At 59.0% G+C, this 24,695-nt stretch carries 24 protein-coding genes; 7 read left to right on the top strand and 17 right to left on the bottom strand.

Going from position 1 to position 24,695, the window contains the following annotated elements:
* Positions 1–9 precede the first annotated feature (9 nt).
* From OO258_RS19580 to rpmH, 14 genes are all read right to left on the bottom strand, one after another.
* The gene (locus OO258_RS19580; protein ID WP_003253191.1) at positions 10–546 is read right to left on the bottom strand and encodes a F0F1 ATP synthase subunit delta; all 537 of its coding nucleotides are present in this window, start codon (positions 544–546) and stop codon (positions 10–12) included.
* 12 nt (positions 547–558) lie between these two features.
* Entirely contained in the window at positions 559–1,029 is a 471-nt protein-coding gene (locus OO258_RS19575; protein ID WP_003253189.1) for a F0F1 ATP synthase subunit B, read from the bottom strand.
* A gap of 59 nt (positions 1,030–1,088) precedes the next feature.
* Positions 1,089–1,346: a F0F1 ATP synthase subunit C gene (gene atpE / locus OO258_RS19570; RefSeq protein WP_003097235.1), complete on the bottom strand. Its 258-nt coding sequence runs from the start codon at positions 1,344–1,346 to the stop codon at positions 1,089–1,091.
* Positions 1,347–1,490: 144 nt separating this feature from the next.
* Positions 1,491–2,360 carry a F0F1 ATP synthase subunit A gene (atpB, locus tag OO258_RS19565; RefSeq protein WP_003260030.1) on the bottom strand — a complete coding sequence of 290 codons (870 nt, stop codon included), beginning with the start codon at positions 2,358–2,360 and terminating at the stop codon, positions 1,491–1,493.
* A gap of 16 nt (positions 2,361–2,376) precedes the next feature.
* A complete protein-coding gene (locus OO258_RS19560; protein WP_009684665.1) occupies positions 2,377–2,784 on the bottom strand; it encodes a F0F1 ATP synthase subunit I in 408 nt (135 codons plus the stop codon).
* Positions 2,785–2,933: 149 nt separating this feature from the next.
* The gene (locus OO258_RS19555) at positions 2,934–3,806 is read right to left on the bottom strand and encodes a ParB/RepB/Spo0J family partition protein (protein ID WP_266032108.1); all 873 of its coding nucleotides are present in this window, start codon (positions 3,804–3,806) and stop codon (positions 2,934–2,936) included.
* A gap of 9 nt (positions 3,807–3,815) precedes the next feature.
* Positions 3,816–4,607, bottom strand: a complete 792-nt coding sequence (locus tag OO258_RS19550; RefSeq protein ID WP_012274913.1) for a ParA family protein — start codon at positions 4,605–4,607, stop codon at positions 3,816–3,818.
* Between the two features lie 18 nt (positions 4,608–4,625).
* The gene (gene rsmG / locus OO258_RS19545) at positions 4,626–5,276 is read right to left on the bottom strand and encodes a 16S rRNA (guanine(527)-N(7))-methyltransferase RsmG (protein ID WP_266032107.1); all 651 of its coding nucleotides are present in this window, start codon (positions 5,274–5,276) and stop codon (positions 4,626–4,628) included.
* A complete protein-coding gene (mnmG, locus tag OO258_RS19540) occupies positions 5,273–7,165 on the bottom strand; it encodes a tRNA uridine-5-carboxymethylaminomethyl(34) synthesis enzyme MnmG (protein WP_266032106.1) in 1,893 nt (630 codons plus the stop codon). Before mnmG ends, rsmG begins: the two co-directional genes overlap by 4 nt.
* A 601-nt stretch (positions 7,166–7,766) precedes the next feature.
* Positions 7,767–9,137, bottom strand: coding sequence for a tRNA uridine-5-carboxymethylaminomethyl(34) synthesis GTPase MnmE (gene mnmE, locus OO258_RS19535; RefSeq protein ID WP_266032105.1), 1,371 nt, complete (start codon positions 9,135–9,137; stop codon positions 7,767–7,769).
* Positions 9,138–9,225: 88 nt separating this feature from the next.
* On the bottom strand, positions 9,226–10,908 hold the full coding sequence (yidC, locus tag OO258_RS19530; protein ID WP_266032104.1) for a membrane protein insertase YidC: 1,683 nt from the start codon (positions 10,906–10,908) through the stop codon (positions 9,226–9,228).
* 2 nt (positions 10,909–10,910) lie between these two features.
* Positions 10,911–11,156, bottom strand: coding sequence for a membrane protein insertion efficiency factor YidD (gene yidD, locus OO258_RS19525; protein WP_003253169.1), 246 nt, complete (start codon positions 11,154–11,156; stop codon positions 10,911–10,913).
* On the bottom strand, positions 11,149–11,553 hold the full coding sequence (gene rnpA / locus OO258_RS19520) for a ribonuclease P protein component (protein ID WP_110743492.1): 405 nt from the start codon (positions 11,551–11,553) through the stop codon (positions 11,149–11,151). The genes yidD and rnpA overlap by 8 nt, the downstream gene beginning before the upstream one ends.
* A 13-nt stretch (positions 11,554–11,566) precedes the next feature.
* Positions 11,567–11,701, bottom strand: coding sequence for a 50S ribosomal protein L34 (gene rpmH, locus OO258_RS19515; RefSeq protein ID WP_003253163.1), 135 nt, complete (start codon positions 11,699–11,701; stop codon positions 11,567–11,569).
* Positions 11,702–12,296: 595 nt separating this feature from the next.
* Here rpmH and dnaA point away from each other — a divergent pair.
* Genes dnaA through gyrB form a run of 4 tightly spaced genes read left to right on the top strand, consistent with a single transcriptional unit; the run spans position 12,297 to position 18,529 of the window.
* Positions 12,297–13,841 (top strand): chromosomal replication initiator protein DnaA, encoded by a 1,545-nt coding sequence (dnaA, locus tag OO258_RS19510; protein ID WP_266032103.1) that lies wholly within the window; start codon positions 12,297–12,299, stop codon positions 13,839–13,841.
* 40 nt (positions 13,842–13,881) lie between these two features.
* Positions 13,882–14,985, top strand: a complete 1,104-nt coding sequence (dnaN, locus tag OO258_RS19505) for a DNA polymerase III subunit beta (RefSeq protein ID WP_266032101.1) — start codon at positions 13,882–13,884, stop codon at positions 14,983–14,985.
* A 15-nt stretch (positions 14,986–15,000) separates the two neighbouring features.
* Entirely contained in the window at positions 15,001–16,104 is a 1,104-nt protein-coding gene (gene recF, locus OO258_RS19500; RefSeq protein WP_110743495.1) for a DNA replication/repair protein RecF, read from the top strand.
* Between the two features lie 4 nt (positions 16,105–16,108).
* Complete coding sequence (gene gyrB, locus OO258_RS19495; RefSeq protein WP_266032098.1) at positions 16,109–18,529, top strand: DNA topoisomerase (ATP-hydrolyzing) subunit B; 2,421 nt, start codon at positions 16,109–16,111, stop codon at positions 18,527–18,529.
* Positions 18,530–18,590: 61 nt separating this feature from the next.
* On the opposite strand, the gene OO258_RS19490 is transcribed toward gyrB, so the two are convergent.
* Complete coding sequence (locus OO258_RS19490) at positions 18,591–18,998, bottom strand: RcnB family protein (RefSeq protein ID WP_110743497.1); 408 nt, start codon at positions 18,996–18,998, stop codon at positions 18,591–18,593.
* Between the two features lie 129 nt (positions 18,999–19,127).
* On the bottom strand, positions 19,128–20,426 hold the full coding sequence (locus OO258_RS19485) for a sigma-54 interaction domain-containing protein (protein ID WP_266032096.1): 1,299 nt from the start codon (positions 20,424–20,426) through the stop codon (positions 19,128–19,130).
* A 221-nt stretch (positions 20,427–20,647) separates the two neighbouring features.
* Between OO258_RS19485 and OO258_RS19480 the strand changes: the two genes are divergently transcribed.
* The 3 genes from OO258_RS19480 to OO258_RS19470 are packed head-to-tail and all read left to right on the top strand — an operon-like array spanning position 20,648 to position 23,654.
* Positions 20,648–21,532, top strand: coding sequence for an MBL fold metallo-hydrolase (locus OO258_RS19480; protein WP_266032157.1), 885 nt, complete (start codon positions 20,648–20,650; stop codon positions 21,530–21,532).
* A 38-nt stretch (positions 21,533–21,570) separates the two neighbouring features.
* On the top strand, positions 21,571–22,839 hold the full coding sequence (locus OO258_RS19475; RefSeq protein ID WP_266032095.1) for an NAD(P)/FAD-dependent oxidoreductase: 1,269 nt from the start codon (positions 21,571–21,573) through the stop codon (positions 22,837–22,839).
* Positions 22,836–23,654 (top strand): sulfite exporter TauE/SafE family protein, encoded by an 819-nt coding sequence (locus OO258_RS19470; protein ID WP_266032094.1) that lies wholly within the window; start codon positions 22,836–22,838, stop codon positions 23,652–23,654. The genes OO258_RS19475 and OO258_RS19470 overlap by 4 nt, the downstream gene beginning before the upstream one ends.
* On the opposite strand, the gene OO258_RS19465 is transcribed toward OO258_RS19470, so the two are convergent.
* The gene (locus tag OO258_RS19465) at positions 23,643–24,530 is read right to left on the bottom strand and encodes a LysR family transcriptional regulator (protein WP_266032093.1); all 888 of its coding nucleotides are present in this window, start codon (positions 24,528–24,530) and stop codon (positions 23,643–23,645) included. The two genes, OO258_RS19470 and OO258_RS19465, sit on opposite strands and share 12 nt — an antisense overlap.
* Positions 24,531–24,695: the final 165 nt, after the last annotated feature.

Raw genomic sequence — 24,695 nt, 5'->3', positions numbered from 1 at the left:
CCTTCAAACTCAAGATTTCAATGCTTCGGCCAGTTTCGCGATTTTGCCGCGAACAGAGCCATCGATTACCAGGTCACCAGCGCGGATGACGACGCCGCCAATCAGGCTGGCATCCTCCGACGCGTGCAGGCGCACTTCCTGGCCTAACCGTGCACTGAGAACCTTGGCGAGTTTGTCTTGCTGTTCTTGGTTCAACGCGAAGGCACTGGTGACTTCCACGTCCACGGATTTCTCTTGCTCGGCCTTGTACAGGTCGAACAGGGCGGCAATCTCCGGCAGGAGCAGGAGACGGTCGTTTTCCGCGGCAACATGAATGAAATTCTGTGCCTGTGCATTGAACTTGTCACCGCACACGTCAATGAACGTGGCGGCCTTTTCTGCGCTCGTCAGTCGCGGGGCCTTGAGCAGGCGCTGCATGGTGTCGTCTTGCGACACCGCAGCAGCCAGGCCGAGCATGGCTGACCAATTGGCCAGTTGCTGATGGGCCTGGGCATGCTCAAAGGCAGCCTTAGCGTAAGGTCGGGCCAACGTGGTCAGTTCTGCCATGATCGCCCTCGCTTAAATTTCAGCGGCCAGTTTGTTAACCAGCTCCGCATGCGCGTTTTGATCGATTGTGGCGCCAAGGATCTTTTCAGCACCACCAACGGCCAGGGCACCCACTTGGGCACGCAGGGCGTCTTTGGCGCTGTTCAGTTCCTGTTCGATCTCGGCCAGAGCCTGAGCCTTCACACGGTCAGCTTCGACGCGGGCCTGTTCACGGGCTTCCTCGACAAGCTGAGCAGCGCGTTTCTTGCTTTGCTCAATGATTTCGGCTGCCTGTGCTTTAGCTTCACGCAGTTGCTGACCCGCTTTTTCTTGGGCCAGCTCCAGGTCGCGAGCTGCGCGGTTGGCAGCGTCCAAGCCGTCGGCAATCTTCTTTTGACGCTCTTGCAGGGCAGTGATGACCGGAGGCCATACGTACTTCATGCAGAAGAGTACAAAAATCAGGAAGGCAACGGATTGGCCAATCAGGGTTGCATTAATATTCACGCCAACACCTCGCTCGGTCTTTGGTTCATCACAGCTATCAACTCGTGGTTAACGAGTGATTAGCCGGCGATTTGACCAACGAACGGATTCGCGAAGGTGAAGAACAGAGCGATACCAACACCGATCATGGTTACGGCGTCGAGCAGACCGGCAACGATGAACATTTTAACCTGCAGCATTGGAACCATTTCTGGCTGGCGAGCAGCGCCTTCCAGGAATTTGCCGCCCAGCAGGCCGAAACCAATGGCGGTACCCAGAGCACCCAGGCCGATCAGCAGAGCAACAGCGATAGCGGTCAGACCAACTACAGTTTCCATCTTTCCTCCCGACTTTTACGTCGTATTGGTTAGGTTTTTAAGTTGAAGCGGTAAAACAAATCGTTTGGTACAGCATGCCCTTGCGGACTTTTTAAGCCCTCCCCCCAAACGAGCGGGGAAGGCTATCAGACACGCCAGGCGGTCTTAATGGTTATCTTCGTGCGCCATCGACAGGTAGACGATGGTCAGCATCATGAAGATGAAAGCTTGCAGGGTGATGATCAGGATGTGGAACACGGCCCACGCCCATTGCAGCACCACACCCAGGCCGCTCAGCCAGAGCAGGCCGGAGCCGAACATGACGGCGATCAGGATGAACACCAGTTCGCCGGCGTACATGTTGCCGAACAGACGCAGTGCCAGCGAGATCGGCTTGGCGATCAGGGTGACGAATTCCAGCAGGAAGTTGACCGGAATCAGCAGGATCTGCACGAAGATGTTCTTGCTGCCGAACGGGTGCAGGGTCAGCTCACCGATGAAACCGCCCAGGCCCTTTACCTTGATGCTGTAGAAGATGATCAAGGCGAACACGCAGAAGGCCATGGCCAGGGTCGCGTTCGGGTCGGTGGTCGACACGGCGCGGAACGGAATGTGCGGATCACCGGAAATCAGGATGGCCAGCTGAGGAATCCAGTCGACCGGTACCAGGTCGACGGCGTTCATCAGGAATACCCAGACGAAGATGGTCAGCGCCAGCGGTGCAATCACCGGGCTACGGCCGTGGAAGGAGTCCTTCACGCTGCCGTTGACGAAGTCGACCATCACTTCCACGAAGTTCTGCAGGCCGCCAGGCTGGCCGGAAGTCGCCTTCTTGGCCGCCATGCGGAAGATGAACAGGAAGATCAGACCCAGCGCGACGGACCAACCCAGGGTGTCCAGGTGGAACGCCCAGAAGCCCATTGCCTTGGCTTCTGCAGCCGAATGGGCAAAGCCCCAGCTGCCGTCTGGTAGTTGACCGTAGGTCAGGTTCTGCAAGTGGTGCTGGATATAGCCCGAAGCGGTTTCTGCTGCCATGGTTGCCTCAAACGCCCTAAGGTCTCGAAAGTCTTTTATTCATCAGCAGGGGCGCGAACCAGCTGACCAAAAGGGTCAACACGAAGACGCCGAAGACTGCTAACGGCGCCAGTGGCTTCACTCCTGCGAAGGTCAGTGCAAAAAGCACTGCCGTCAAAATCATCTTGCCTGCCTCGCCAGCGTAGAACGACTTGACGATGGCTTGTGCCGCCCGAGCTCCGCTGAAGCGAAAAGCCTTCCAGGCGAAATACACATTAGGCAGCCAGGCAATCAAACCTCCGCAAAGGCCTGAATATCCACTGACCGCCCCTTTCCACTGCCACAACACCAAGGTTGCCAGCAGGAATACGACGAATTGAGCCAGCAGTACCGGAAAAACCGCCCAGCGATGGAAAGGCAGGCGGTTTGGCGTGCGGATTTCCATCACAACTGCTCCTCGGAAGTCGACCAGCAAGTCAGTTATGACTTGGCATAATTTGTGCCGACAAAATGCGCGCAGAGTATAGGGGTGGATTAACCCCTATTCAACTATTCGGTAGTGATTTCCGACTGCGCGCTACAACAGGAATTGTTTCAGCGGATGTGAGCAAGCACGCCTTGCAACTCGTCAAGCGAGTTGTAGCGAATAACCAACTGGCCTTTGCCCTTGTTGCCATGACGGATCTGCACGGCCGAGCCCAGGCGCTCTGCGAGCCGCTGTTCAAGGCGTGCGATATCCGGATCAGGTTTGCTCGGTTCGACCGGTTCAGGCTTGTCGCTGAGCCACTGGCGAACCAGTGCTTCAGTTTGGCGCACAGTGAGGCCGCGTGCGACAACATGACGCGCCCCCTCCTCCTGACGGCTCTCGTCCAGACCGAGCAATGCGCGGGCGTGACCCATTTCCAGATCGCCATGGGCGAGCATGGTCTTGATCGCCTCGGGCAGGCTAATCAGGCGCAGCAGGTTGGCCACGGTCACCCGCGACTTGCCCACGGCATCCGCAACCTGTTGCTGGGTCAGCTCAAACTCTTGCTGCAGGCGCTGCAGGGCCAGAGCCTCTTCCAGTGGGTTGAGGTCTTCGCGCTGGATGTTCTCGATCAGCGCCATGGCAATGGCAGCTTCGTCAGCCACTTCACGGACCATGGCCGGGATGGTGTCCAGGCCGGCCTGCTGGGTGGCGCGCCAACGGCGCTCACCGGCAATGATCTCGTAACGGTTGTCGCCGATCGGACGAACCACGATCGGTTGCATCACGCCATGGCTGCGAATCGAGTGCGCAAGCTCTTCCAGCGCCTGAGGGTCCATGTCCCGGCGTGGCTGGTACTTGCCACGCTGGATCAGTTCGACCGGCAGGTGTTGCAGTTCTTTCTGGTCGATCTTCACAGCCTGCTCTTCGAGCGCGCTGACGGAGGGACCACTGAGCAGTGCATCCAACCCACGTCCGAGACCCCGTTTCTTGACGGCCATACGGATTCCTTAAGTTGTTTGTGCAGTGCGTGATTGACGGCGCTGACGGCGAACCAGTTCCCCCGCCAGGGCCAGATACGCCAGCGCGCCGCGCGATTGCTTGTCGTAAGCCAAGGCCGGCATGCCGAAGCTAGGGGCCTCGGCCAGGCGAATGTTGCGTGGAATGACGGTGTCGTACAGCTGTGGGCCGAAGTGCTCTTTCAACTGCGCCGAAACATCGTTGTTCAGGCTCAGGCGTGGGTCGTACATGGTCCGCAGCAAGCCTTCGATCTTCAGCTCCGGGTTCAGCCGGGCGGCGATGCGTTTGATGTTATCCACAAGGTCGCTGAGACCTTCCAGCGCGTAATACTCACACTGCATGGGGATAATCACGCCATCGGAAGCGACCAGCGCATTGAGCGTCAGCATCGACAGCGACGGCGGGCAGTCGATGAGGATGTAGTCGTAGTTTTCGCGGATCGGCGCCAGCGCGTTGCGCAGGCGGCTTTCCTTGACCTGCATTTCCAGCAGCACCACTTCGGCGGCGGTCAGGTCACGGTTGGCCGGAAGCAGCTGGAAACCACCATGCTCGGAGTAATGCATGGCCTGAGCCAAGTCACATTCCCCGATAAGCAGGTCGTAGACCGAGTGCTCGAGCTCATGTTTGTCCACACCGCTGCCCATGGTGGCGTTGCCCTGCGGATCGAGGTCGATCAGCAGCACACGACGCTTGGTCGCGGCCAGCGAGGCGGCGAGATTGATACAGGTGGTGGTCTTGCCTACACCACCTTTCTGGTTCGCGATTGCGAATACCTTAGCCATTGATGCGCGTGTTCCCAGTCATGCCTTGCGGCGCAGTATCAGCAGATGGCGCTGGCCCTGGCAACCCGGAACGGTCAGGGCCTGTTCGCTTTCCACTGTGAAGTCTGCGGGCAATGCTACCAGTTCATCGGCAGGATGCAGCCCCTTCATTGCAAGCCATTGCGTCCCGGTGTCGCCCAGGTGGCGGGTCCAGTTGGTGAAGTTCTCCATGCTGCTGAAAGCACGAGAAATGATTCCGTCGAACGCTTGTGCTGGCTGAAAGGCCTCTACCCGGCTGTGGATAACCGCGAGGTTGTCCAGCTTGAGCTCCATTTTCACTTGGGTCAGGAAGCGGGTTTTCTTGCCATTGGCGTCCAGCACAGTGACACGCTTGTGTGGATGCAGGATAGCCAGCGGGATGCCGGGCATGCCACCGCCGCTGCCAACATCCAACCAGTTGTCACGGTCGTTGTGGATAAACGACATGACGCTAAGACTGTCGAGCAGGTGACGCGAGACCATCTCGTCTGGGTCGCGCACGGCAGTCAGGTTGTAGGCTTTGTTCCATTTGATCAACAGAGCCAGGTAGCCAAGCAGCTTCTCGTGCTGCTCGGCAGTCAGCTCGACACCAAGCTGTCGTGCACCTGTGGACAACTCTTCAGCGTGTTGCGGGGTGACCAGGGAACTCAAGCGCTTTGCTCCAATTCGCGGCCAGCGCCGCGTTTTTTCAAGTGAATCAGCAACAGGGAAATTGCCGCAGGGGTCACGCCCGGGATACGCGAAGCCTGGCCCAGCGTCTCCGGACGGGTCTGGCTCAGCTTGCCCTGTATCTCCTTGGACAGGCCGGAAATCGTCGTGTAGTCGATATCCACAGGCAGGCGCGTGTCTTCGCTGGCGCGCAGTCGGGCAATTTCATCCTGCTGGCGGTCGATGTAACCGGCGTACTTGGTGCGGATTTCTACCTGCTCGGCAACCTGTGGATCGATCGCTTCACCGCCAGTCGCTTCGATCAGGCCGGCGTAGTCGATTTCTGGGCGTGCCAGCAGGTTGAGCAGGCTGTACTCGTGGCTCAGCGGAGTGCCGAATTTATCCACAACCGCCTGGCCTTGCTCGGTATTCGGGCGAACCCAAGTCGATTTCAGGCGCTGTTCCTCACGCTCGATACCGTCGCGCTTGGCGCAGAACGCAGCCCAGCGCTGGTCATCGATCAGGCCCAGTTCACGGCCCTTTTCGGTCAGGCGCAAGTCGGCGTTGTCTTCGCGCAGTATCAGCCGGTACTCGGCTCGCGAGGTAAACATGCGGTACGGCTCCTGGGTACCCAAGGTAATCAGGTCGTCCACCAGTACACCGATGTAAGCCTCGTCACGGCGCGGGCACCAGCTGTCACGGCCCTGCGCCCGCAGTGCGGCGTTGGTCCCGGCCAGCAGGCCTTGGGCACCGGCTTCTTCGTACCCGGTGGTGCCGTTGATCTGCCCGGCGAAGAACAGGCCGCCGATGACTTTTGTCTCGAGGCTGTACTTGAGATCACGCGGGTCGAAGTAGTCGTACTCGATGGCGTAGCCGGGGCGCACGATGTGGGCGTTTTCCATGCCACGGATGGAACGCACGAGCTCCAACTGCACGTCGAATGGCAGCGAAGTGGATATTCCGTTGGGGTACAGCTCATGGGTGGTCAGGCCTTCCGGCTCAATGAACACCTGGTGGCTTTCCTTGTCGGCGAAGCGGTGGATCTTGTCTTCGATCGACGGGCAGTAGCGTGGACCGACCCCTTCGATCACGCCCGAGTACATCGGCGAACGGTCGAGGTTCGAGGCAATGATCTCGTGAGTGCGTGCGTTCGTATGGGTAATCCAGCAACTCACCTGGCGCGGGTGCATGTCGGCATTGCCCATGAACGACATCACCGGGATCGGGGTATCGCCTGGCTGCTCGGTCATGACCGAGAAGTCCACCGAACGCCCATCAATGCGTGGCGGGGTCCCGGTTTTCAGGCGGCCAACGCGCAGCGGCAGTTCACGCATGCGGTGGGCCAGGGCAATCGAAGGCGGGTCACCGGCGCGACCGCCGGAATGGTTTTGCAAACCGATGTGGATAAGGCCGCCGAGGAAGGTGCCGGTGGTAAGTACCACTGATTCTGCGAAGAAACGCAGGCCCATCTGGGTCACTACGCCTTTGACCTGATCCTGCTCGACGATGAGGTCGTCGCAGGATTGCTGGAATATCCACAGGTTCGGCTGGTTTTCCAGGATTTCACGCACCACTGCCTTGTAGATGGCGCGGTCGGCCTGCGCACGGGTGGCGCGTACGGCCGGGCCCTTGCGGTTGTTCAGAACGCGGAACTGGATGCCGCTCTTGTCGGTGGCCAGCGCCATGGCGCCGCCGAGGGCATCGATCTCTTTGACCAGATGGCTTTTGCCAATACCGCCAATAGCGGGGTTGCAGCTCATGTGACCGAGGGTTTCCACGTTATGGGTCAACAGCAGGGTTTTCACACCCATGCGTGCAGACGCAAGCGCAGCCTCGGTACCGGCATGGCCGCCGCCGATGACGATCACTTCAAAACGGGAAGGGAAATCCACCACGCACCTCGTGCCTGTTTTTGCGAATAGAGAAGGTAAGCGGACAAGTATAGGGACTTAGCCCCCCTTAAAGAAACCGTCTGAGCAAATTTTGACCAGTCTGTGGATGAGTGGCAAACAACAGAAATCAAAGAGGAAAAATTTAAAAAAGCTTTGTTTTTATGTTTATTCTTATGCACACCCATATCTGTGGATAAAGCTCTACAGCCCATATCTCACGCTGTGTATAGAGAAATTAAACCCTGTGTCTGGAGTGCCATGAGGGCTATGGATAACCCATTTTAGCCTGTGGATTAAATGCCTATTTACCCACAGGGCGCTTTGTCCTCAGAAAAAAAGCCTGCTTATCAACGGAGCTGAAGCCGGGTTTTCCACAGGGCTCCTGACGGCGAATCGGCGCCTGTGATCAAATTTTTTTCTTCCGTCATTGGCTTTTTGGCGAGTAATCCCCTCCCACAGAAGGACCTACTCACAAAAAAATGGATGGCTTTAACCCTGGGAGCCGCTTTTCGAGCATGAGGTCAGCGTGACAACTGCATAAATGCGAGGCAAAAAAAAGCCGCTCCAGAGGGAGCGGCGTTTGGCTTTGGATGGCTGTGGATTACTTTCCGATGCAGAAGCTGGAGAAAATCCGCCCCAGCAGGTCATCGGAGCTGAATGCTCCGGTGATCTCACCCAGGGCGTGCTGGGCCTGCCGCAGGTCTTCCGCCAACAGCTCTCCCGCGCCCGCCAGCGTCAGTTGTGCGCGGCCGTGTTCCAGGTGCTCACTGGCCTGGCGCAAAGCATCCAGATGGCGCCTGCGAGCGCTGAAACCGCTCTCGGCGGTCTGCTCATAACCCATACAAGCTTTCAGGTGATCGCGCAGCAACTGCAGGCCCGCATCGTCACCTTTGGCGCTGAGAGTGATTGTGACATGGCCGTCATCGCACTGTTCCAGCGCCACCCGCTCACCACTCAGGTCAGACTTGTTACGAATCAGCGTGACCTTGGCCGGGTCCGGGCGCTGGTCGAGAAACTCTGGCCACAGGGCGAACGGGTCGCTGGCCTCGGGGGCAGTGGAGTCGACGACCAGCAGCACCCGGTCCGCTTCGCCGATGGCCTTGAGCGCGCGTTCTACGCCGATCTTTTCCACATGGTCATCAGTAGTGCGCAAACCAGCTGTATCGACCACATGAAGCGGCATCCCGTCGATGTGGATATGTTCGCGCAGGATGTCCCGGGTGGTGCCAGCGATATCAGTGACGATGGCAGCTTCGCGCCCGGCCAACTGGTTCAGCAGGCTCGATTTGCCGGCATTGGGCCGCCCAGCGATGACTACGGTCATGCCGTCACGCAGCAGCGCACCCTGCCCGGCTTCGCGCTGCACGGTGGATAACTCGCCGCGCACTGCATCGAGCATCGACAACACGTGGCCATCGGCGAGGAAATCGATTTCCTCCTCTGGGAAGTCGATCGCTGCTTCAACGTAGATACGCAGGGCAATCAACGCCTCGGTCAGGCTGTGCACACGTTTGGAGAATTCACCTTGCAGCGAGCGCAGGGCATTGCGCGCGGCCTGGCTGGAACTGGCCTCGATCAGGTCGGCAATGGCTTCGGCCTGGGCCAGGTCAAGCTTGTCGTTGAGGAATGCGCGCTCGCTGAACTCGCCCGGCCGGGCCAGCCGGCAGCCGACTTGTACACAGCGCTGCAGCAGCATGTCCAGAACCACCGGGCCACCGTGGCCCTGAAGTTCAAGCACATCCTCGCCAGTGAACGAATTCGGCCCGGGAAAATACAACGCGATGCCTTCGTCCAGTACCAGCCCTTCCTCGTCGCGGAATGGGCCGTAGTGGGCGTGGCGAGGGGTAAGTGTACGACCGGTGATCAACTGGCCGGCCTTGGCAGCCAGCGGGCCGGACAACCTGACAATCCCCACACCACCGCGGCCCTGGGCGGTAGCAATGGCGGCGATGGTTTCACGCACAATGTTCATGCTCGAAAGCCTCTACGACAAAAACGACAGATAGCAAAAACGCCCCACTAGGGGGCGTTTTTTATTCACAGGCTAGCGCAGTAGCCCGTCAAGCAGCAGCTTTTTTCGTTGCTGCTTCAATGCGGCGGGTAATGTACCACTGCTGCGAAATCGACAGGCAGTTGTTCACAACCCAGTACAGCACCAGACCAGCCGGGAACCACAGGAAGAAGAAGGTGAAGATGATTGGCATCATTTTCATCACCTTGGCCTGCATCGGATCCGGCGGCGTCGGGTTCAGGCGCTGTTGGATGAACATGGTGGCGCCCATGATGATCGGCAGGATGAAGAACGGATCCTTGATCGACAGGTCGGTAATCCACAGCATCCATGGGGCCTGGCGCATTTCCACGCTTTCCAGCAGCACCCAGTACAGGGCCAGGAACACCGGCATCTGGACCAGGATCGGCAGGCAGCCGCCCAACGGGTTGATCTTCTCTTTCTTGTACAGCTCCATCATTGCCTGGGACATCTTCTGGCGGTCATCACCGAAGCGTTCCTTCAGAGCGGCAAGTTTTGGAGCAACGGCACGCATACGCGCCATGGAGCGGTAGCTGGCAGCCGACAGTGGGAAGAACAGGCCTTTGATCAGCATGGTCAGCACGATGATCGACCAGCCCCAGTTGCCCAGCAGGCTGTGGATATGTTGCAGCAGCCAGAAGATCGGCTGGGCGATGAACCACAGGAAGCCGTAGTCGACGGTCAATTCCAGGCCTGGGGACAACTCTTTCAGCTTGGACTGGATCTTCGGGCCAGCGTACAGCATGGCACTGGTTTCGACCTTACCACCTGCAGGTACGTTAAGCGCCGGACCGGTGTAGCCGATGATGTAGTTGCCCTGGCTGTCCTTACGGGTCTGGACAACGTTGTTGTCCGACTTGGCCGGAATCCAGGCAGTCACGAAGTAGTGCTGAAGCCAGGCCACCCAGCCGCCAGACACATTTTCTTTCAAACTACCTTTGTCGATGTCCTTCATCGAGACCTTTTTGTAAGGCTCGGCAGCTGTCCACAGGGCTGCACCCAGGTAGGTTGCGGTACCGGTGGCAGTGCTGGAAGAAGGATCGCCGCTGGCGTCACGCTTGAGCTGGGCAAACATGTTGCCGCTCCAGGCCTGGCCGCTTTGGTTGTCGATCAGGTAGCTGACATTCAGGTCGTACTCACCGCGCTTGAAGCTGAAGCGCTTGATGTAGTTGACGCCGTTGTCGCTGAACTTCAGGTCAACCACCAGTTGCTGCTGGCCGTCAGCCAGTTGGTAGCTCTTCTGTTCTGCGGCATACAGCGGGCGGCCGCTGGCGCGGGCATCCGGGCCGTTGGCACCGGTAAGGCCGCTTTGTGCCAGGTAGACACGCTCGCCACCATTGTCGAACAACTGGAATGGAATGTCCGGATGGTCCTGACGGCGTGGGTACTTGGGCAGGTTCAACTGGACGATGTCACCACCGACCGGATCGATAGCCAGTTCCAGAACGTCGGTCTTGACTCGGATCAGGTCCTTGCTGAGTGCGACCGGTGCCAGTTCGGCAGGGCTCGATTCGGCGTTGGCGCTCGGTACATCGGCGCTGGCACCGTTGTTACCGGCCGGCACGCCATCGGGCAAGCCCGGAGCAACAGTGCTGGCAGCAGTATTCTGAGTCGGCAGGGCAGCCTGGCCGTAGTCATCGTTCCACTTCAGGACCATGACGTAGGACACGACTGCCAGCGCGGCGATCAGGATCGTGCGTTTAATATCCATGATTACTCGGCTATCGAAGAAGTTCGGGAGGAAGGAGCGGGTGGAACGGGGTCGAAACCGCCGTCATTCCACGGATGACAACGCCCCAGGCGACGAACGGCCAGCCACCCACCACGCCAGATGCCATGGTTTTCGATGGCTTCATACGCGTAACAGGAGCAACTGGGGAAGAAACGACAGTGATTGGCCATCAGAGGACTAATGGCATAACGGTAAAACTGGATCGGAACGAGTGCCAGTTTACGCATCTTGGCTGTCTACCCCTGCGGAATCGGCGATTACTGCTGGGGTTGGCCGGCTGCGCGCCAGGCGTTTCCAGAGCTTGCCAAAGTGTTGGTGCAATTCCGGGTTTTCTACCTCACCCAATCCCTTGCGCGCGACGATCACGATGTCCAACCCGGCAAGCATGTGCTGGTTCAGACGAAAGGAATCGCGCATCAAGCGCTTGAGGCGATTGCGTTGAACGGCGAGCTTGACGCTCTTCTTGCCGATCACCAGGCCGAGGCGTGGGTGATCAAGGCCGTTCTCGCGAGCAAGGATCAGCAGGTTTTTCCCTGGAACCTTGCCGGTTGGGGAGTCGAAGACCGCTTTGAAGTGCCGGGGTGTAAGCAGTCGCTTTTCCCGACTGAAGTCCTGACTCACCACCTGTGCCGAAAAATCAAATGGCCAGACGCTTACGGCCTTTGGCACGACGACGCGACAGAACAGCACGGCCGTTCTTGGTAGCCATACGGGCACGGAAACCGTGAGTGCGCGCGCGCTTGATGGTGCTTGGTTGGAAAGTACGTTTCATGGCGTGTTACCTGGTTTGTCGACGACGGGCCGGGATGGCCCCCTTTTTAAGAGACCGGCGATTCTAGAGAAAGCAAGCCCGTAGGTCAATTTCCAACCAGTCTTTCCATATAGAGCATGTGATGGACGGTGCCTATGGGTGGATCACCGACTGCTGCTTGATCGGACACATGAATCGGGGACAACATGAAAAAAAAAGAGAGACATATAAAAAGCTTTTCTGAAGAACTTATAAATCTTAGGTAGGCGACTATCTGTGGATAACATGCTATAGGCCAGTAAATACGGGCTGTACAGAATTTCACAACCGTGTTCTCAACCGGTGCTCCGCTTGTTCCCATCGTGCGCAGAAGCTGTGGATGAAATCGGTGATTATCCACAAGCAAGTTATCAACAGGCTGACACCCAGGGTTGTGCATAGCCCTCAGTGTCGGTTATCCACAGGGTTTATTCACAGCGCGGTAAAGACGTTTTGGTCGATAAATGGCTGTTTTGTCATGGATCCTAACGTGTCCACATGTGGATAACTGAACGCTCGACCGGTACAATGGCGGTTTGTTTTTGCCTCATCCGGCTTTCAAACTCAGGGGATATCCGTGTCAGTGGAACTTTGGCAGCAGTGCGTAGAGCTTCTGCGCGATGAACTGCCTGCCCAGCAATTCAACACCTGGATCCGTCCGCTACAGGTCGAAGCCGAAGGCGACGAGTTGCGCGTCTATGCGCCTAACCGTTTCGTTCTCGATTGGGTCAATGAAAAGTACCTGGGCCGCTTGCTCGAGCTGTTGGGGGAAAATGGCAGCGGTATTGCACCGGCCCTCTCCTTGTTGATAGGCAGTCGTCGCAGTTCTGCGCCCCGTGCTGCACCCAACGCGCCGGTAAGCGCGGCGGTGGCGGCTTCGCTGGCGCAAAACCAGGCGCAGAGCCAGCCCCAAAAACCTGTGTCGGCAGTACCGGCGGTCGATCCGGTCCCGGTCACCCTTGCCGAGCCTGCGCTCGTCGATGAAATGGCTGAGGCGTCCACACGCGACAGCTTCGATGCCATGGCTGAACCGGCCACGGCGCCGGCCAGCAGTGGCCGGACCGAGCAGCGCACTGTGCAGGTTGAAGGTGCGCTCAAGCACACCAGCTACCTGAACCGAACTTTCACTTTCGACACCTTTGTCGAAGGCAAGTCGAACCAGCTGGCACGCGCGGCTGCCTGGCAGGTAGCGGATAACCCTAAGCATGGTTATAACCCGCTGTTCCTTTATGGTGGCGTGGGCCTGGGTAAAACCCACCTGATGCATGCTGTGGGTAACCACCTGCTGAAGAAGAACCCGAATGCCAAGGTCGTGTATCTGCATTCGGAGCGTTTCGTGGCCGACATGGTCAAGGCGCTACAGCTCAACGCCATCAACGAATTCAAGCGCTTCTATCGCTCGGTGGATGCGTTGCTGATCGACGATATCCAGTTCTTCGCCCGTAAAGAGCGCTCACAGGAAGAGTTTTTCCACACCTTCAATGCCCTGCTTGAGGGTGGTCAGCAGGTAATCCTTACCTCCGACCGCTACCCCAAGGAGATCGAAGGCCTGGAAGAGCGCCTGAAGTCACGCTTTGGCTGGGGCCTGACGGTTGCTGTCGAGCCGCCAGAACTGGAAACACGCGTGGCGATCCTTATGAAGAAGGCCGACCAGGCCAAGGTCGAGCTGCCGCATGATGCCGCCTTCTTCATTGCCCAGCGCATCCGTTCCAACGTACGTGAACTGGAAGGTGCACTGAAGCGGGTGATCGCGCATTCGCACTTCATGGGTCGCGACATTACCATCGAGCTGATTCGCGAGTCGCTGAAGGATCTGCTGGCGCTGCAAGACAAGCTGGTCAGTGTGGATAACATTCAGCGTACCGTCGCTGAGTACTACAAGATCAAGATCTCCGATCTGTTGTCCAAGCGGCGTTCGCGTTCTGTCGCGCGTCCGCGGCAGGTGGCCATGGCCCTGTCCAAGGAGCTGACCAACCACAGTCTGCCGGAAATCGGCGACATGTTCGGTGGCCGCGACCATACGACCGTGCTGCACGCCTGCCGCAAGATCAATGAACTGAAGGAATCCGACGCGGACATCCGCGAGGACTACAAGAACCTGCTGCGGACGCTGACGACCTGATGGCCGTCTGCGCAGCTAATTGAAGGCAAGGGACTAGACCATGCATTTCACCATTCAACGCGAAGCCCTGTTGAAACCCCTGCAACTGGTCGCCGGTGTCGTCGAGCGCCGTCAGACCTTGCCGGTCCTGTCCAACGTATTGCTGGTCGTGCAAGGCCAGCAACTGTCGTTGACCGGTACCGACCTGGAGGTCGAACTGGTAGGCCGCGTGCAACTTGAAGAACCAGCCGAGCCTGGCGAGATCACCGTCCCGGCGCGCAAGCTGATGGACATCTGCAAAAGCCTGCCTAACGACGCCCTGATCGATATCAAGGTCGATGAGCAGAAATTGTTGGTAAAGGCCGGCCGCAGCCGCTTCACCCTGTCGACCCTGCCAGCCAATGACTTCCCGACTGTGGAAGAAGGCCCTGGTTCGCTGACCTGCAACCTGGAGCAGAGCAAGCTGCGCCGCTTGATCGAACGCACCAGCTTCGCCATGGCTCAGCAGGACGTGCGGTATTACCTCAATGGCATGCTGCTGGAGGTGTCCCGCAACACCCTACGTGCAGTGGCTACTGATGGTCACCGTCTGGCGCTGTGCTCCATGACCGCGCCGATCGAGCAGGATGATCGCCACCAGGTGATCGTACCGCGCAAAGGCATCCTGGAACTGGCGCGCCTGCTGACCGATCCGGAGGGCATGGTTAGCATCGTCCTGGGCCAGCATCACATCCGCGCGACCACCGGTGAGTTCACCTTCACCTCCAAACTGGTCGATGGCAAATTCCCTGACTACGAGCGCGTATTGCCCAAAGGTGGCGACAAACTGGTTGTCGGTGATCGTCAGGCGCTGCGTGAAGCATTCAGCCGCACTGCAATTCTTTCCAACGAAAAGTACCGCGGTATTCGCCTGCAACTGGCTGCCGGTCAATTGAAGATCCAGGCCAACAACCCCGAGCAGGAAGAGGCTGAAGAAGAAATCAGTGTGGACTACGAAGGTAGCTCGCTGGAAATCGGCTTCAACGTCAGCTATCTGCTGGACGTGCTGGGCGTGATGACTACCGAGCAAGTTCGTCTGATCCTGTCGGATTCCAACAGCAGCGCTTTGCTGCAGGAAGCCGGCAATGACGATTCTTCCTACGTTGTCATGCCGATGCGCCTGTAACCGTAGCCAGGCGACATGTCCCTTCGACGTATCATGGTCACCGCGGTGCGCAACTTGCACCCGGTGACTCTCTTACCCTCCCCCCGCATCAACATCCTTTACGGCGCCAATGGCAGTGGCAAGACCAGTGTACTGGAGGCCGTGCACCTGCTTGGGCTCGCGCGCTCATTCCGCAGTACCCGCTTGAACCCCGTCATTCAGTACGAGCAGTCTGCTTGTACCGTGTTTGGCGAGGTGCTGCTGACTGAGGGTGGCACCAGCAACCTCGGTGTGTCACGGGAGCGTCAGGGGGAGTTCACTATTCGCATTGATGGGCAGAACGCGCGCAGCGCTGCCCAGCTGGCAGAGTTGTTACCGTTGCAGCTCATCAACCCGGACAGTTTTCGGCTGTTGGAGGGAGCCCCCAAAATACGTCGCCAGTTTCTGGATTGGGGGGTGTTCCACGTGGAACCTCGCTTTTTGCCAGCCTGGCAACGGCTGCAGAAGGCGCTGCGGCAGCGGAACTCATGGTTGCGGCATGGTACACTTGACCCAGCTTCGCAAGCCGCCTGGGACCGGGAATTGTGCCTGGCCAGTGCGGAAATAGATGAATACCGTCGCAACTACATCAAGGCCTTGAAGCCCGTCTTCGAGCAAACCCTGAGCGAACTGGTCGAGCTGGACGGGTTGACCCTGAGCTACTACCGAGGCTGGGACAAGGACCGGGAACTGCAGCAAGTACTCGCCTCCTCTCTCCTTCGCGATCAGCAGATGGGCCATACCCAGGCCGGTCCGCAGCGTGCTGATCTGCGTCTTCGTCTGGCTGCCAACAACGCAGCAGACATCCTGTCGCGTGGTCAGCAAAAGCTGGTGGTGTGCGCATTGCGCATTGCCCAAGGCCACCTCGTCAGTCAGGCTCGCCGCGGTCATTGTATTTATCTCGTGGATGACTTGCCGTCCGAGCTGGACGACCAGCATCGCCGCGCATTGTGCCGCTTGCTTGAAGAATTACGCTGCCAGGTGTTTATCACCTGTGTAGATCACGAACTACTGAGGGAAGGCTGGCAGACGGAAACGCCAGTTGCTTTGTTCCACGTGGAACAAGGCCGTATCACCCAGACCCACGACCATCGGGAGTGAAGGCATGAGCGAAAATCAAACGTACGACTCCTCCAGCATCAAGGTGCTGAAAGGTTTGGATGCCGTACGCAAGCGTCCCGGCATGTACATTGGCGACACCGATGATGGTAGCGGCCTGCACCACATGGTCTTCGAGGTGGTCGACAACTCCATCGACGAAGCCCTCGCCGGTCACTGCGATGACATCACGGTCATCATCCACCCGGACGAATCCATCAGTGTGCGCGACAACGGTCGCGGCATTCCGGTTGACGTGCATAAAGAAGAAGGCGTTTCCGCAGCTGAAGTCATCATGACTGTGCTGCACGCTGGCGGTAAATTCGACGATAACTCCTACAAGGTATCCGGCGGTCTGCACGGTGTAGGTGTTTCGGTTGTGAACGCCCTGTCCGAGCAGCTGGTACTGACCGTTCGCCGTAGTGGCAAAATCTGGGAGCAGACCTACGTTCACGGTGTTCCACAAGCGCCAATGGCGGTTGTCGGTGACAGTGAAACGACGGGTACCCACATCCACTTCAAGCCATCGGCTGAAACCTTCAAGAACATCCACTTCAGCTGGGACATCCTGGCCAAGCGTATCCGCGAGTTGTCGTTCCTGAACTCGGGCGTGGGCATTCTGCTGAAGGATGAACGCAGCGGTAAGGAAGAGTTCTTCAAATACGAAGGCGGCCTGCGTGCATTTGTCGAGTACTTGAACACCAACAAGACTCCAGTCAACTCCCAGGTGTTCCACTTCAACGTCCAGCGTGAAGACGGCGTGGGTGTAGAAGTTGCTCTGCAATGGAACGACAGTTTCAACGAAAACCTGCTGTGCTTCACCAACAACATTCCGCAGCGTGATGGTGGTACTCACCTGGTGGGCTTCCGTTCTTCCCTCACCCGTAGCCTGAACAGCTACATCGAGCAGGAAGGCCTGGCCAAGAAGAACAAGGTGGCGACCACTGGCGACGACGCCCGTGAAGGCCTGACCGCGATTATCTCGGTGAAGGTCCCAGACCCTAAGTTCAGCTCGCAGACCAAAGACAAGCTGGTTTCCTCGGAGGTGAAAACCGCCGTGGAACAAGAGATGAATAAATACTTCGCCGATTTCCTGCTGGAGAACCCGAACGAAGCCAAGGCCGTCGTTGGCAAGATGATCGACGCTGCCCGTGCACGGGAAGCGGCCCGTAAAGCCCGTGAGATGACTCGCCGCAAAGGCGCGCTGGATATCGCCGGCCTGCCGGGCAAACTGGCTGACTGCCAGGAAAAAGACCCTGCCCTTTCCGAACTGTATCTGGTGGAGGGTGACTCCGCAGGTGGTTCGGCCAAGCAAGGTCGAAACCGCCGCACCCAGGCGATCTTGCCGCTGAAGGGCAAGATCCTCAACGTCGAGAAGGCTCGTTTCGACAAGATGATCTCGTCCCAGGAAGTGGGCACGCTGATCACGGCACTGGGCTGCGGGATCGGTCGCGAAGAGTACAACATCGACAAGCTGCGCTATCACAACATCATCATCATGACCGATGCTGACGTTGACGGTTCGCACATCCGTACTTTGCTGCTGACCTTCTTCTTCCGTCAGTTGCCGGAGCTGGTCGAGCGCGGCTACATCTACATTGCCCAGCCTCCACTGTACAAGGTGAAAAAAGGCAAGCAGGAGCAGTACATCAAGGACGACGAGGCCATGGAAGAATACATGACCCAGTCGGCTCTGGAGGACGCGAGCCTGCACCTGGACGAGTCAGCGCCAGCAGTTTCTGGTGTGCAGCTGGAAAGCCTGGTGAATGAATTCCGCAGTGTCATGAAGACACTCAAGCGCCTGTCGCGTTTGTACCCGGAAGAACTAACCGAGCACTTCGTCTACCTGCCTGAGGTGACCCTGGAACAGTTGGGTGACCACGCGGTGATGCAAGCATGGCTGGCCCAGTTCCAGGCGCGTCTGAACTCCAACCAGAAGTCTGGCCTGGCTTACAGCGCCAGCCTGCGCGAAGACAAAGAGCGCAACGTATGGCTGCCGGAAGTAGAAATCACCTCCCACGGCCTGGCTAGCTACATCACGTTCAACCGTGACTTCTTTGGCAGCAATGACTACCGGACCGTAGTCAACATCGGTGCCAAGCTCTCTAGCCTGCTGGGTGAAGGTGCTTACGTGCAACGTGGTGAACGCCGCAAGGCAATTGTCGAGTTCAAGGAAGGCCTGGACTGGCTGATGAACGAGACCACCAAACGTCATACCATCCAGCGATACAAAGGGCTGGGTGAGATGAACCCGGACCAGTTGTGGGAAACCACCATGGACCCGGCTGTCCGCCGCATGCTCAAGGTCACCATCGAGGATGCGATCGCTGCCGACCAGATCTTCAACACCTTGATGGGTGACGCAGTCGAGCCGCGTCGTGAGTTCATTGAGAGCAACGCGCTGTCGGTCTCGAACCTGGATTTCTGATCAGGTTGTAGTTTGCAGACACTAAAAAGCCCGCTGATGCGGGCTTTTTAGTGTCTGATGATCAGTAGCCGGTAAGAATGTTAACGATCACGCCACTGGCAATAGCCACCAGCACGTAGTCCCCGTTCACATACAGCCAGCGATGATCACGTGGTGGCGCATACAGGTGGCGCGCTTTCCAGTCGGTTACCCAGTAACGGTCGCCACGGTAATGTGGATCAACTGCATGACCACGCTGCCACTGCTGGTGCGGTACTGGCATGCCTTGTTGTGGACGGAAGTTCGGGTCACGGTAAGCAGGACCGTGGCCATTGTCATGTCGGCCCTGTTGCTGGGGCTGACCATGTGGCGGGTTGCCCTGATGCGATGGCCCGCCATCATGGCGGTCGGGTGGGCCCGGCTGCGCGAAGCTGGCCAGCGGTGCGCTGAACATGAGCGCCGCGCAGATCACGGTTAGGGTCTTTTTCATTTGATGCGGTCCTCTGCCTGTTATCGCCTGGCCAGTATGAATTGCCAGATTCGGTTAACTGATAAGACCACGCTTTTTTCCGTTTAATGTCAGGACTCAGGTAAAGGTCCGGTAAAGTCTGCCGCTGTTTCAGTTAAGCCCAAGCGCTTTCAAGCGGCGATACAGCGTGCGCTCACTGATGCCAAGATGGCTGGCCAGTTCGCTGCGCGAGCCCTTGAACTGTTCCAGTGCCTGCGCCACCTCACCTAGGTTGTAGCGACGGCTACCTGCCATAGTCGCCCCGGCTGGCCCGATATCTTCCTGCAAGTGTTCAGGTCGGATCAGCCCGTCATCGGCGAACAGACGGGCTCTTTCCAGTATGTTGCGCAGCTCGCGGATATTGCCCGGAAACGGATGTAACCCCAGTTGCTGTAAGGCATCGTCACTCAGCCTGGGCGTTGGCTTGCCAGTCATGGCCATCCGCTGCAGCAGGCTCTGTGCGAGCAGGGGTAGATCTTCCACCCGCTCGCGCAATGCCGGCAGGCGGATCGGAAAGCCGCTGATGCGGTAGTACAGGTCCTCACGGAAGGAGCCCTGCGCAACCATCTGCTTGAGCGGCTTGTGGGTGGCCGATACCAGGCGGAAATCCGAATGCACCGTGCGCAGGCTGCCCACCGGGCGGAAGCTGCCAGACTCGATCAGACGCAGCAACTTCACCTGCATCGCCAGCGGTACTTCGCCAATTTCATCGAGGAACAGGGTGCCCCCATGGGCCGCCTCAGCCAGGCCGATCTTGCGTTGGTTGGCACCGGTGAATGCACCCTTCTCGTAACCAAACAGCTCGCTCTCGAACAACGACTCAGACAGACCTGTGCAGTCGACCACCACCAGCGGGCCATTCGCTCTGGGACTGCCCATGTGTACCGCGCGAGCGAACAGTTCTTTACCGCTCCCCGACTCCCCCTGCAGCAGCACCGGAATCTGCGCTGGCGCCGCCCGTTGCAGGCTGGCCAAGGCGGCCTTGAAGGCGGGGGCGCGCCCCACCAAGCCCTGCTCCTGAGGCTGCGCTGACGCGAGGGTGATGGTGGTCAGTCGTTCGACAAAGGCCACCACGCTGCCCTGTTCATCCAGGATCGGCCGCAGTTCCACATCCACATGTTCGGGGCCACGTGGGGTGTGATGAATGTGCAACACACGCTCCGGCACTTTGCTCTCCCACGCCTTGCGCATTGGGCAATGCTCACCAGCCTGGTCGCATGGCACGGCATAGTGGTGCGAGACCTTGTGGCACTTTTCGCCCAGCGGCGCCTGGTCATGCTGGCCGAACTGGCGGCGGTAGGCCGCATTGGCAGCCAGGATGTTGTAGTGAGTGTCCAGCACGATGGTCGGCAGGGCATCGTGCTCAAGGTAGGAAACCAGAGCTAGGATGATGGGATGGGTTTGAGGCATGACGACACCATTGGGATGACCGGCGCAGGTTAACAAGGACTGCCAAACACTGCCATTGGCTGACAGTCGACTGCCATCCACGCTGTCAGTTTCGCCAACCGCTGTCAGCAACGGGCCGGATTCATTGGACCATGGGCCGACTGAAGCCTGGCATGCATCTTGATGAACCTCCTGGCACTGCCTACGCCCCACAAGGCGTGGCGGATAAATTGGAGAACGTGATGATCATCGGCAACAACCTTCACGTGGACGCCTTCTTTGACAAGGCGACCTCGACCATCAGCTACCTGGTCATGGACCGTGAAACCCGGCAATGCGCATTGATCGACAGCGTGCTGGATTACGACCCGAAGTCCGGGCGCACCTGCAGCGCCTCGGCGGATCGGCTGATCGAGCGTGTGACCGAATTGAATGCCAGCGTGCGCTGGATTCTGGAAACACATGTGCACGCCGACCATCTTTCAGCAGCGGCCTACCTGAAGGAAAAACTTGGGGGGCATACCGCCATCGGCGCGCACATCACCCAGGTGCAGAAAGTGTTCGGTGCCCTGTTCAACGCCGAGCCTGGCTTTGCACGCGATGGTAGCCAGTTCGATGTGCTGCTCGAAGACGAAGAAGTCATCCGCATTGGTAACCTGCTCGCACGGGCACTGCACACGCCTGGGCATACGCCCGCGTGCATGAGTTTCATGATCGAGGACGCCGGCGAGATCGCGGTGTTCGTGGGCGACACCCTGTTCATGCCCGACTACGGTACTGCCCGCTGCGACTTCCCAGGGGCAGATGCCCGTACCCTGTACCGTTCGATCCGTCGTCTGCTGGCTTTCCCCGACCAGACCCGGCTGTTCATGTGCCACGACTACCTGCCAGGTGGCCGCGACATGCAGTACGTCACCACCGTAGCCGAGCAGCGCGCCAGCAACGTTCATATTCACCAGGGCGTCGACGAGGACAGTTTCGTCGCCATGCGCGAAGCCCGTGACAAAACCCTCGACATGCCCGTGCTGATCCTGCCTTCGGTGCAGGTGAACATGCGCAGCGGCCAGCTCCCCGCGCCGGAAGAAAACGGCGTGAGTTACCTGAAAATTCCGCTGAACAAGCTGTAACCGCCCTGCCCCATAATCAGATTCCAGGATTTACCGCCATGCCCGCCTTGTTGTCCCCTGCCAATACCGATCACCACAAAGTACTCATCGTCGGTGCCGGTGCCGCTGGTATCGCCACTGCTTCCAGCCTGATCAGCCGTGACCCGTCTCTGGACATTGCCTTGATTGACCCCGCCGAAGTGCATTACTACCAACCCGGCTGGACCATGGTCGGTGCCGGTGTGTTCAAGGCACCGAGCACCGCGCGCACCATGGCCTCGACCATTCCGCGCGGTGTGCGCTGGATCAAGGCGCGCGTTCAGGGCTTCGATCCGTTGGGCCTGCTGGTCATGCTCGACGATGGCCGCGCCATCAGTTATGAACAACTGGTGGTCTGCCCCGGACTCAAGCTGGACTGGGCGGCCATCAATGGGCTCAGCGAGACCCTTGGCCGTAACGGTGTCACCTCCAATTACCGCTACGACTTGGCGCCCTACACCTGGGAGCTAGTGCAAAAGCTCAAGCAAGGCCGTGCCCTGTTCAGCCAGCCGCCCATGCCGATCAAGTGCGCCGGCGCGCCGCAGAAGGCGCTGTACCTGTCGTGCGACCATTGGCTTCGCAACGGCCATTTGGGGGCGGTGAAAGCCAGCTTCTTCAACGCCGGTGCCGTGTTGTTCGGTGTGGCGGACTACGTCCCTGCGCTGATGAAGTACATCGAAAAGTATGCGGTGGACCTCAATTTCTCCCATCGGCTGACAGCCGTGGACGGCCCGAACCAGCGCGCCACCTTCGTCCGTAGCCTGGCCGACGGCAGCAGTGAGACGCGCATTGAAGCCTTCGATGTGCTGCATGTGGTGCCGCCGCAGGTAGCGCCGGACTTCATTCGCGAAAGCCCGTTGGCCGATGACGCCGGTTGGGTCGATGTCGACCCGCACACCCTGCGCCACCGCAAATACACTAACGTTCATGCCCTGGGCGATGTCGCCAACACCAGCAATGCCAAGACCGCTGCAGCTGCACGTAAGCAGGCCCCCGTCGTGGCCAACAACGTGCTGGTTGCGCTGGGCAGGTTGCCGACCCTGGCCCGTTACGACGGCTATGGCTCGTGCCCGCTTACCGTCGAGCGCGGCAAGATCGTTTTGGCCGAATTCACCTACGGCGGCAAGCTGGCGCCGAGCTTCCCTGGTTGGCTGCTGGATGGTCGCAAGCCGACGCGCCTGGCCTGGTGGCTCAAGGCGCAGGCGCTGCCCCCGCTGTACTGGCAAGGCATGCTCAAGGGCCGTGAGTGGCTGGCCCGCCCGCATCTGGTAACCGAGGATGGGCAGTGATCGAACATCAATTATTGGGGGCGGGCCTGGGCGCAATCATCGGTGCCGTGCTGGCGCTGACCGGCGCAGGCGGAGGCATTCTCGCCGTGCCGTTGCTGGTATTTGGCCTTGGGCTATCAATGGTCGAGGCGGCCCCGGTAGGCCTGCTGGCAGTGGGCATGGCGGCGGCGGTGGGCGCTGTTCTGGGTTTGCGCCAAGGCTTGGTACGCTACCGCGCAGCGCTGTTCATTGCAGTCATTGGTGTCGCGGCAGCGCCGTTGGGGTTGATGCTGGCGCACCGTTTGCCGAATACGCCCTTGCAGTTGGTGTTCGCCGGGGTGCTGGTTCATGCCTGCCTGCGTATCTGGCGCAAGGCGGCCAAAGAGCTGCGCGGCGAAGCCAACGATGCCCATCGCTACATTGAGCCGTGTGTGCTGAACCCGCTACAGGGCCGGTTACGCTGGACCCTGCCTTGCGCAAGAGCATTGGCGTTAACGGGGGCTCTATCCGGGTTATTGTCCGGTCTGCTTGGCGTCGGTGGAGGGTTCGTCATTATCCCTGCCCTTAACCGTTACACCAACCTGCGTATGGCCAGCATCGTTTCCACGTCATTGGCTGTGATCGCCCTGGTCTCTACCGGCAGTGTGGTCAGCGCCAGCCTTGCGGGTGTCCTGCATTGGCAAATTGGCGGCCCGTTTGCCGTCGGTGCAGTGCTTGGCCTGCTGTTGGTAAGGCCGCTGGCGAGGAGGTTGGCCGGGCCGCGCCTGCAGCAGATGTTTGCGGTAGCAGGTTGGGCCGCTGCCCTGCTGCTGGGCAGCAAGGCGCTACTGAGCTAGCAGCTCGCTTTGTTGTTCTGCGCACAGCGCCAGCAGATAGTCCCACACTACCCGCAGTCTTACCGACTTGTGCAGCTCGCGGCGGGTGCAGATCCAGTAGCTGCGCTGGATGGTCTCGCCAGGCAGCACACGTACCAGGGTCGGGTCCTGGCGGGCCATGTAGTTGGGCAGCACGGCAATGCCAAGACCGGCGCGGGCGGCGGCTTGCTGGGCGATCACGCTGGTGCTGCGAAACACCACGTTGGGTGCTCGGCAGAAGCTGTTGAGAAACAGCAACTCCTGGCTGAACAGCAAGTCGTCGACGTAGCCAATCCAGCTGTGCCGGGCCAGGTCCTCTCGGTTGCGCAGTGGCGGTGCGCGGTCCAGGTAAGCCTGGCTGGTATACAGCGCCAGCCGATAGTCGGTGAGTTTGCGAGTGATCAGCAGGTCGGCGTTGGGCCGCTCAAGGTGGATGCTGATCTCCGCTTCGCGGTTGAGGATGCTGACGAACCTTGGCACTGCGACCAGTTCCACCTCCAGCCCGGGGTAACGCTCGAACAATGCGTTCATGCGGGGGGTGAAAAACATGATGCCGATGCCTTCGGTAACCCCCAGGCGAATCTTGCCGAGCGGGGTGATGGCCTGGGTGATCTCTTCCTGGGCCAGCAGGGCGACGTTCTCCATGGCTTCGGCGTGCTTGAGCAGCGCCTGCCCCGAGGGGGTCAGCTCATACCCTTGGGCGTGCTGCACGAAAAGCGCTGTACCCAAGCTCTGCTCGATGTTCTCGATGTGCCGGGCCACGGTGCTGTGAGTGGTGTTGAGGCGTTTGGCGGCGCTTAGCAGGCGGCCGCTGCGCTGCAACTCGAGGAAAAACCGCAGATCGTTCCAGTCGAACATGCTGATCCTTGTGGCTGTTCGTCCCGACCTCTTCGCAGGCATACCGGCTCCCATAGAGACAGCGAAACCTGACGGTGACGCGATCCCTCTGGGGAGTGGGCGAGCCCGCGAACAGGTCGGTCCAGGATTACCCCTGTGCTAAAACGCACAACGGCTGCGCGAAAT

Origin of the sequence: Pseudomonas sp. DCB_BI, assembly GCF_026240995.1 — a bacterium.
Taxonomy (GTDB): domain Bacteria; phylum Pseudomonadota; class Gammaproteobacteria; order Pseudomonadales; family Pseudomonadaceae; genus Aquipseudomonas.
Note: the sequence above shows the minus strand (reverse complement) of the source record. Positions and strands in the feature narration are given on the sequence as shown.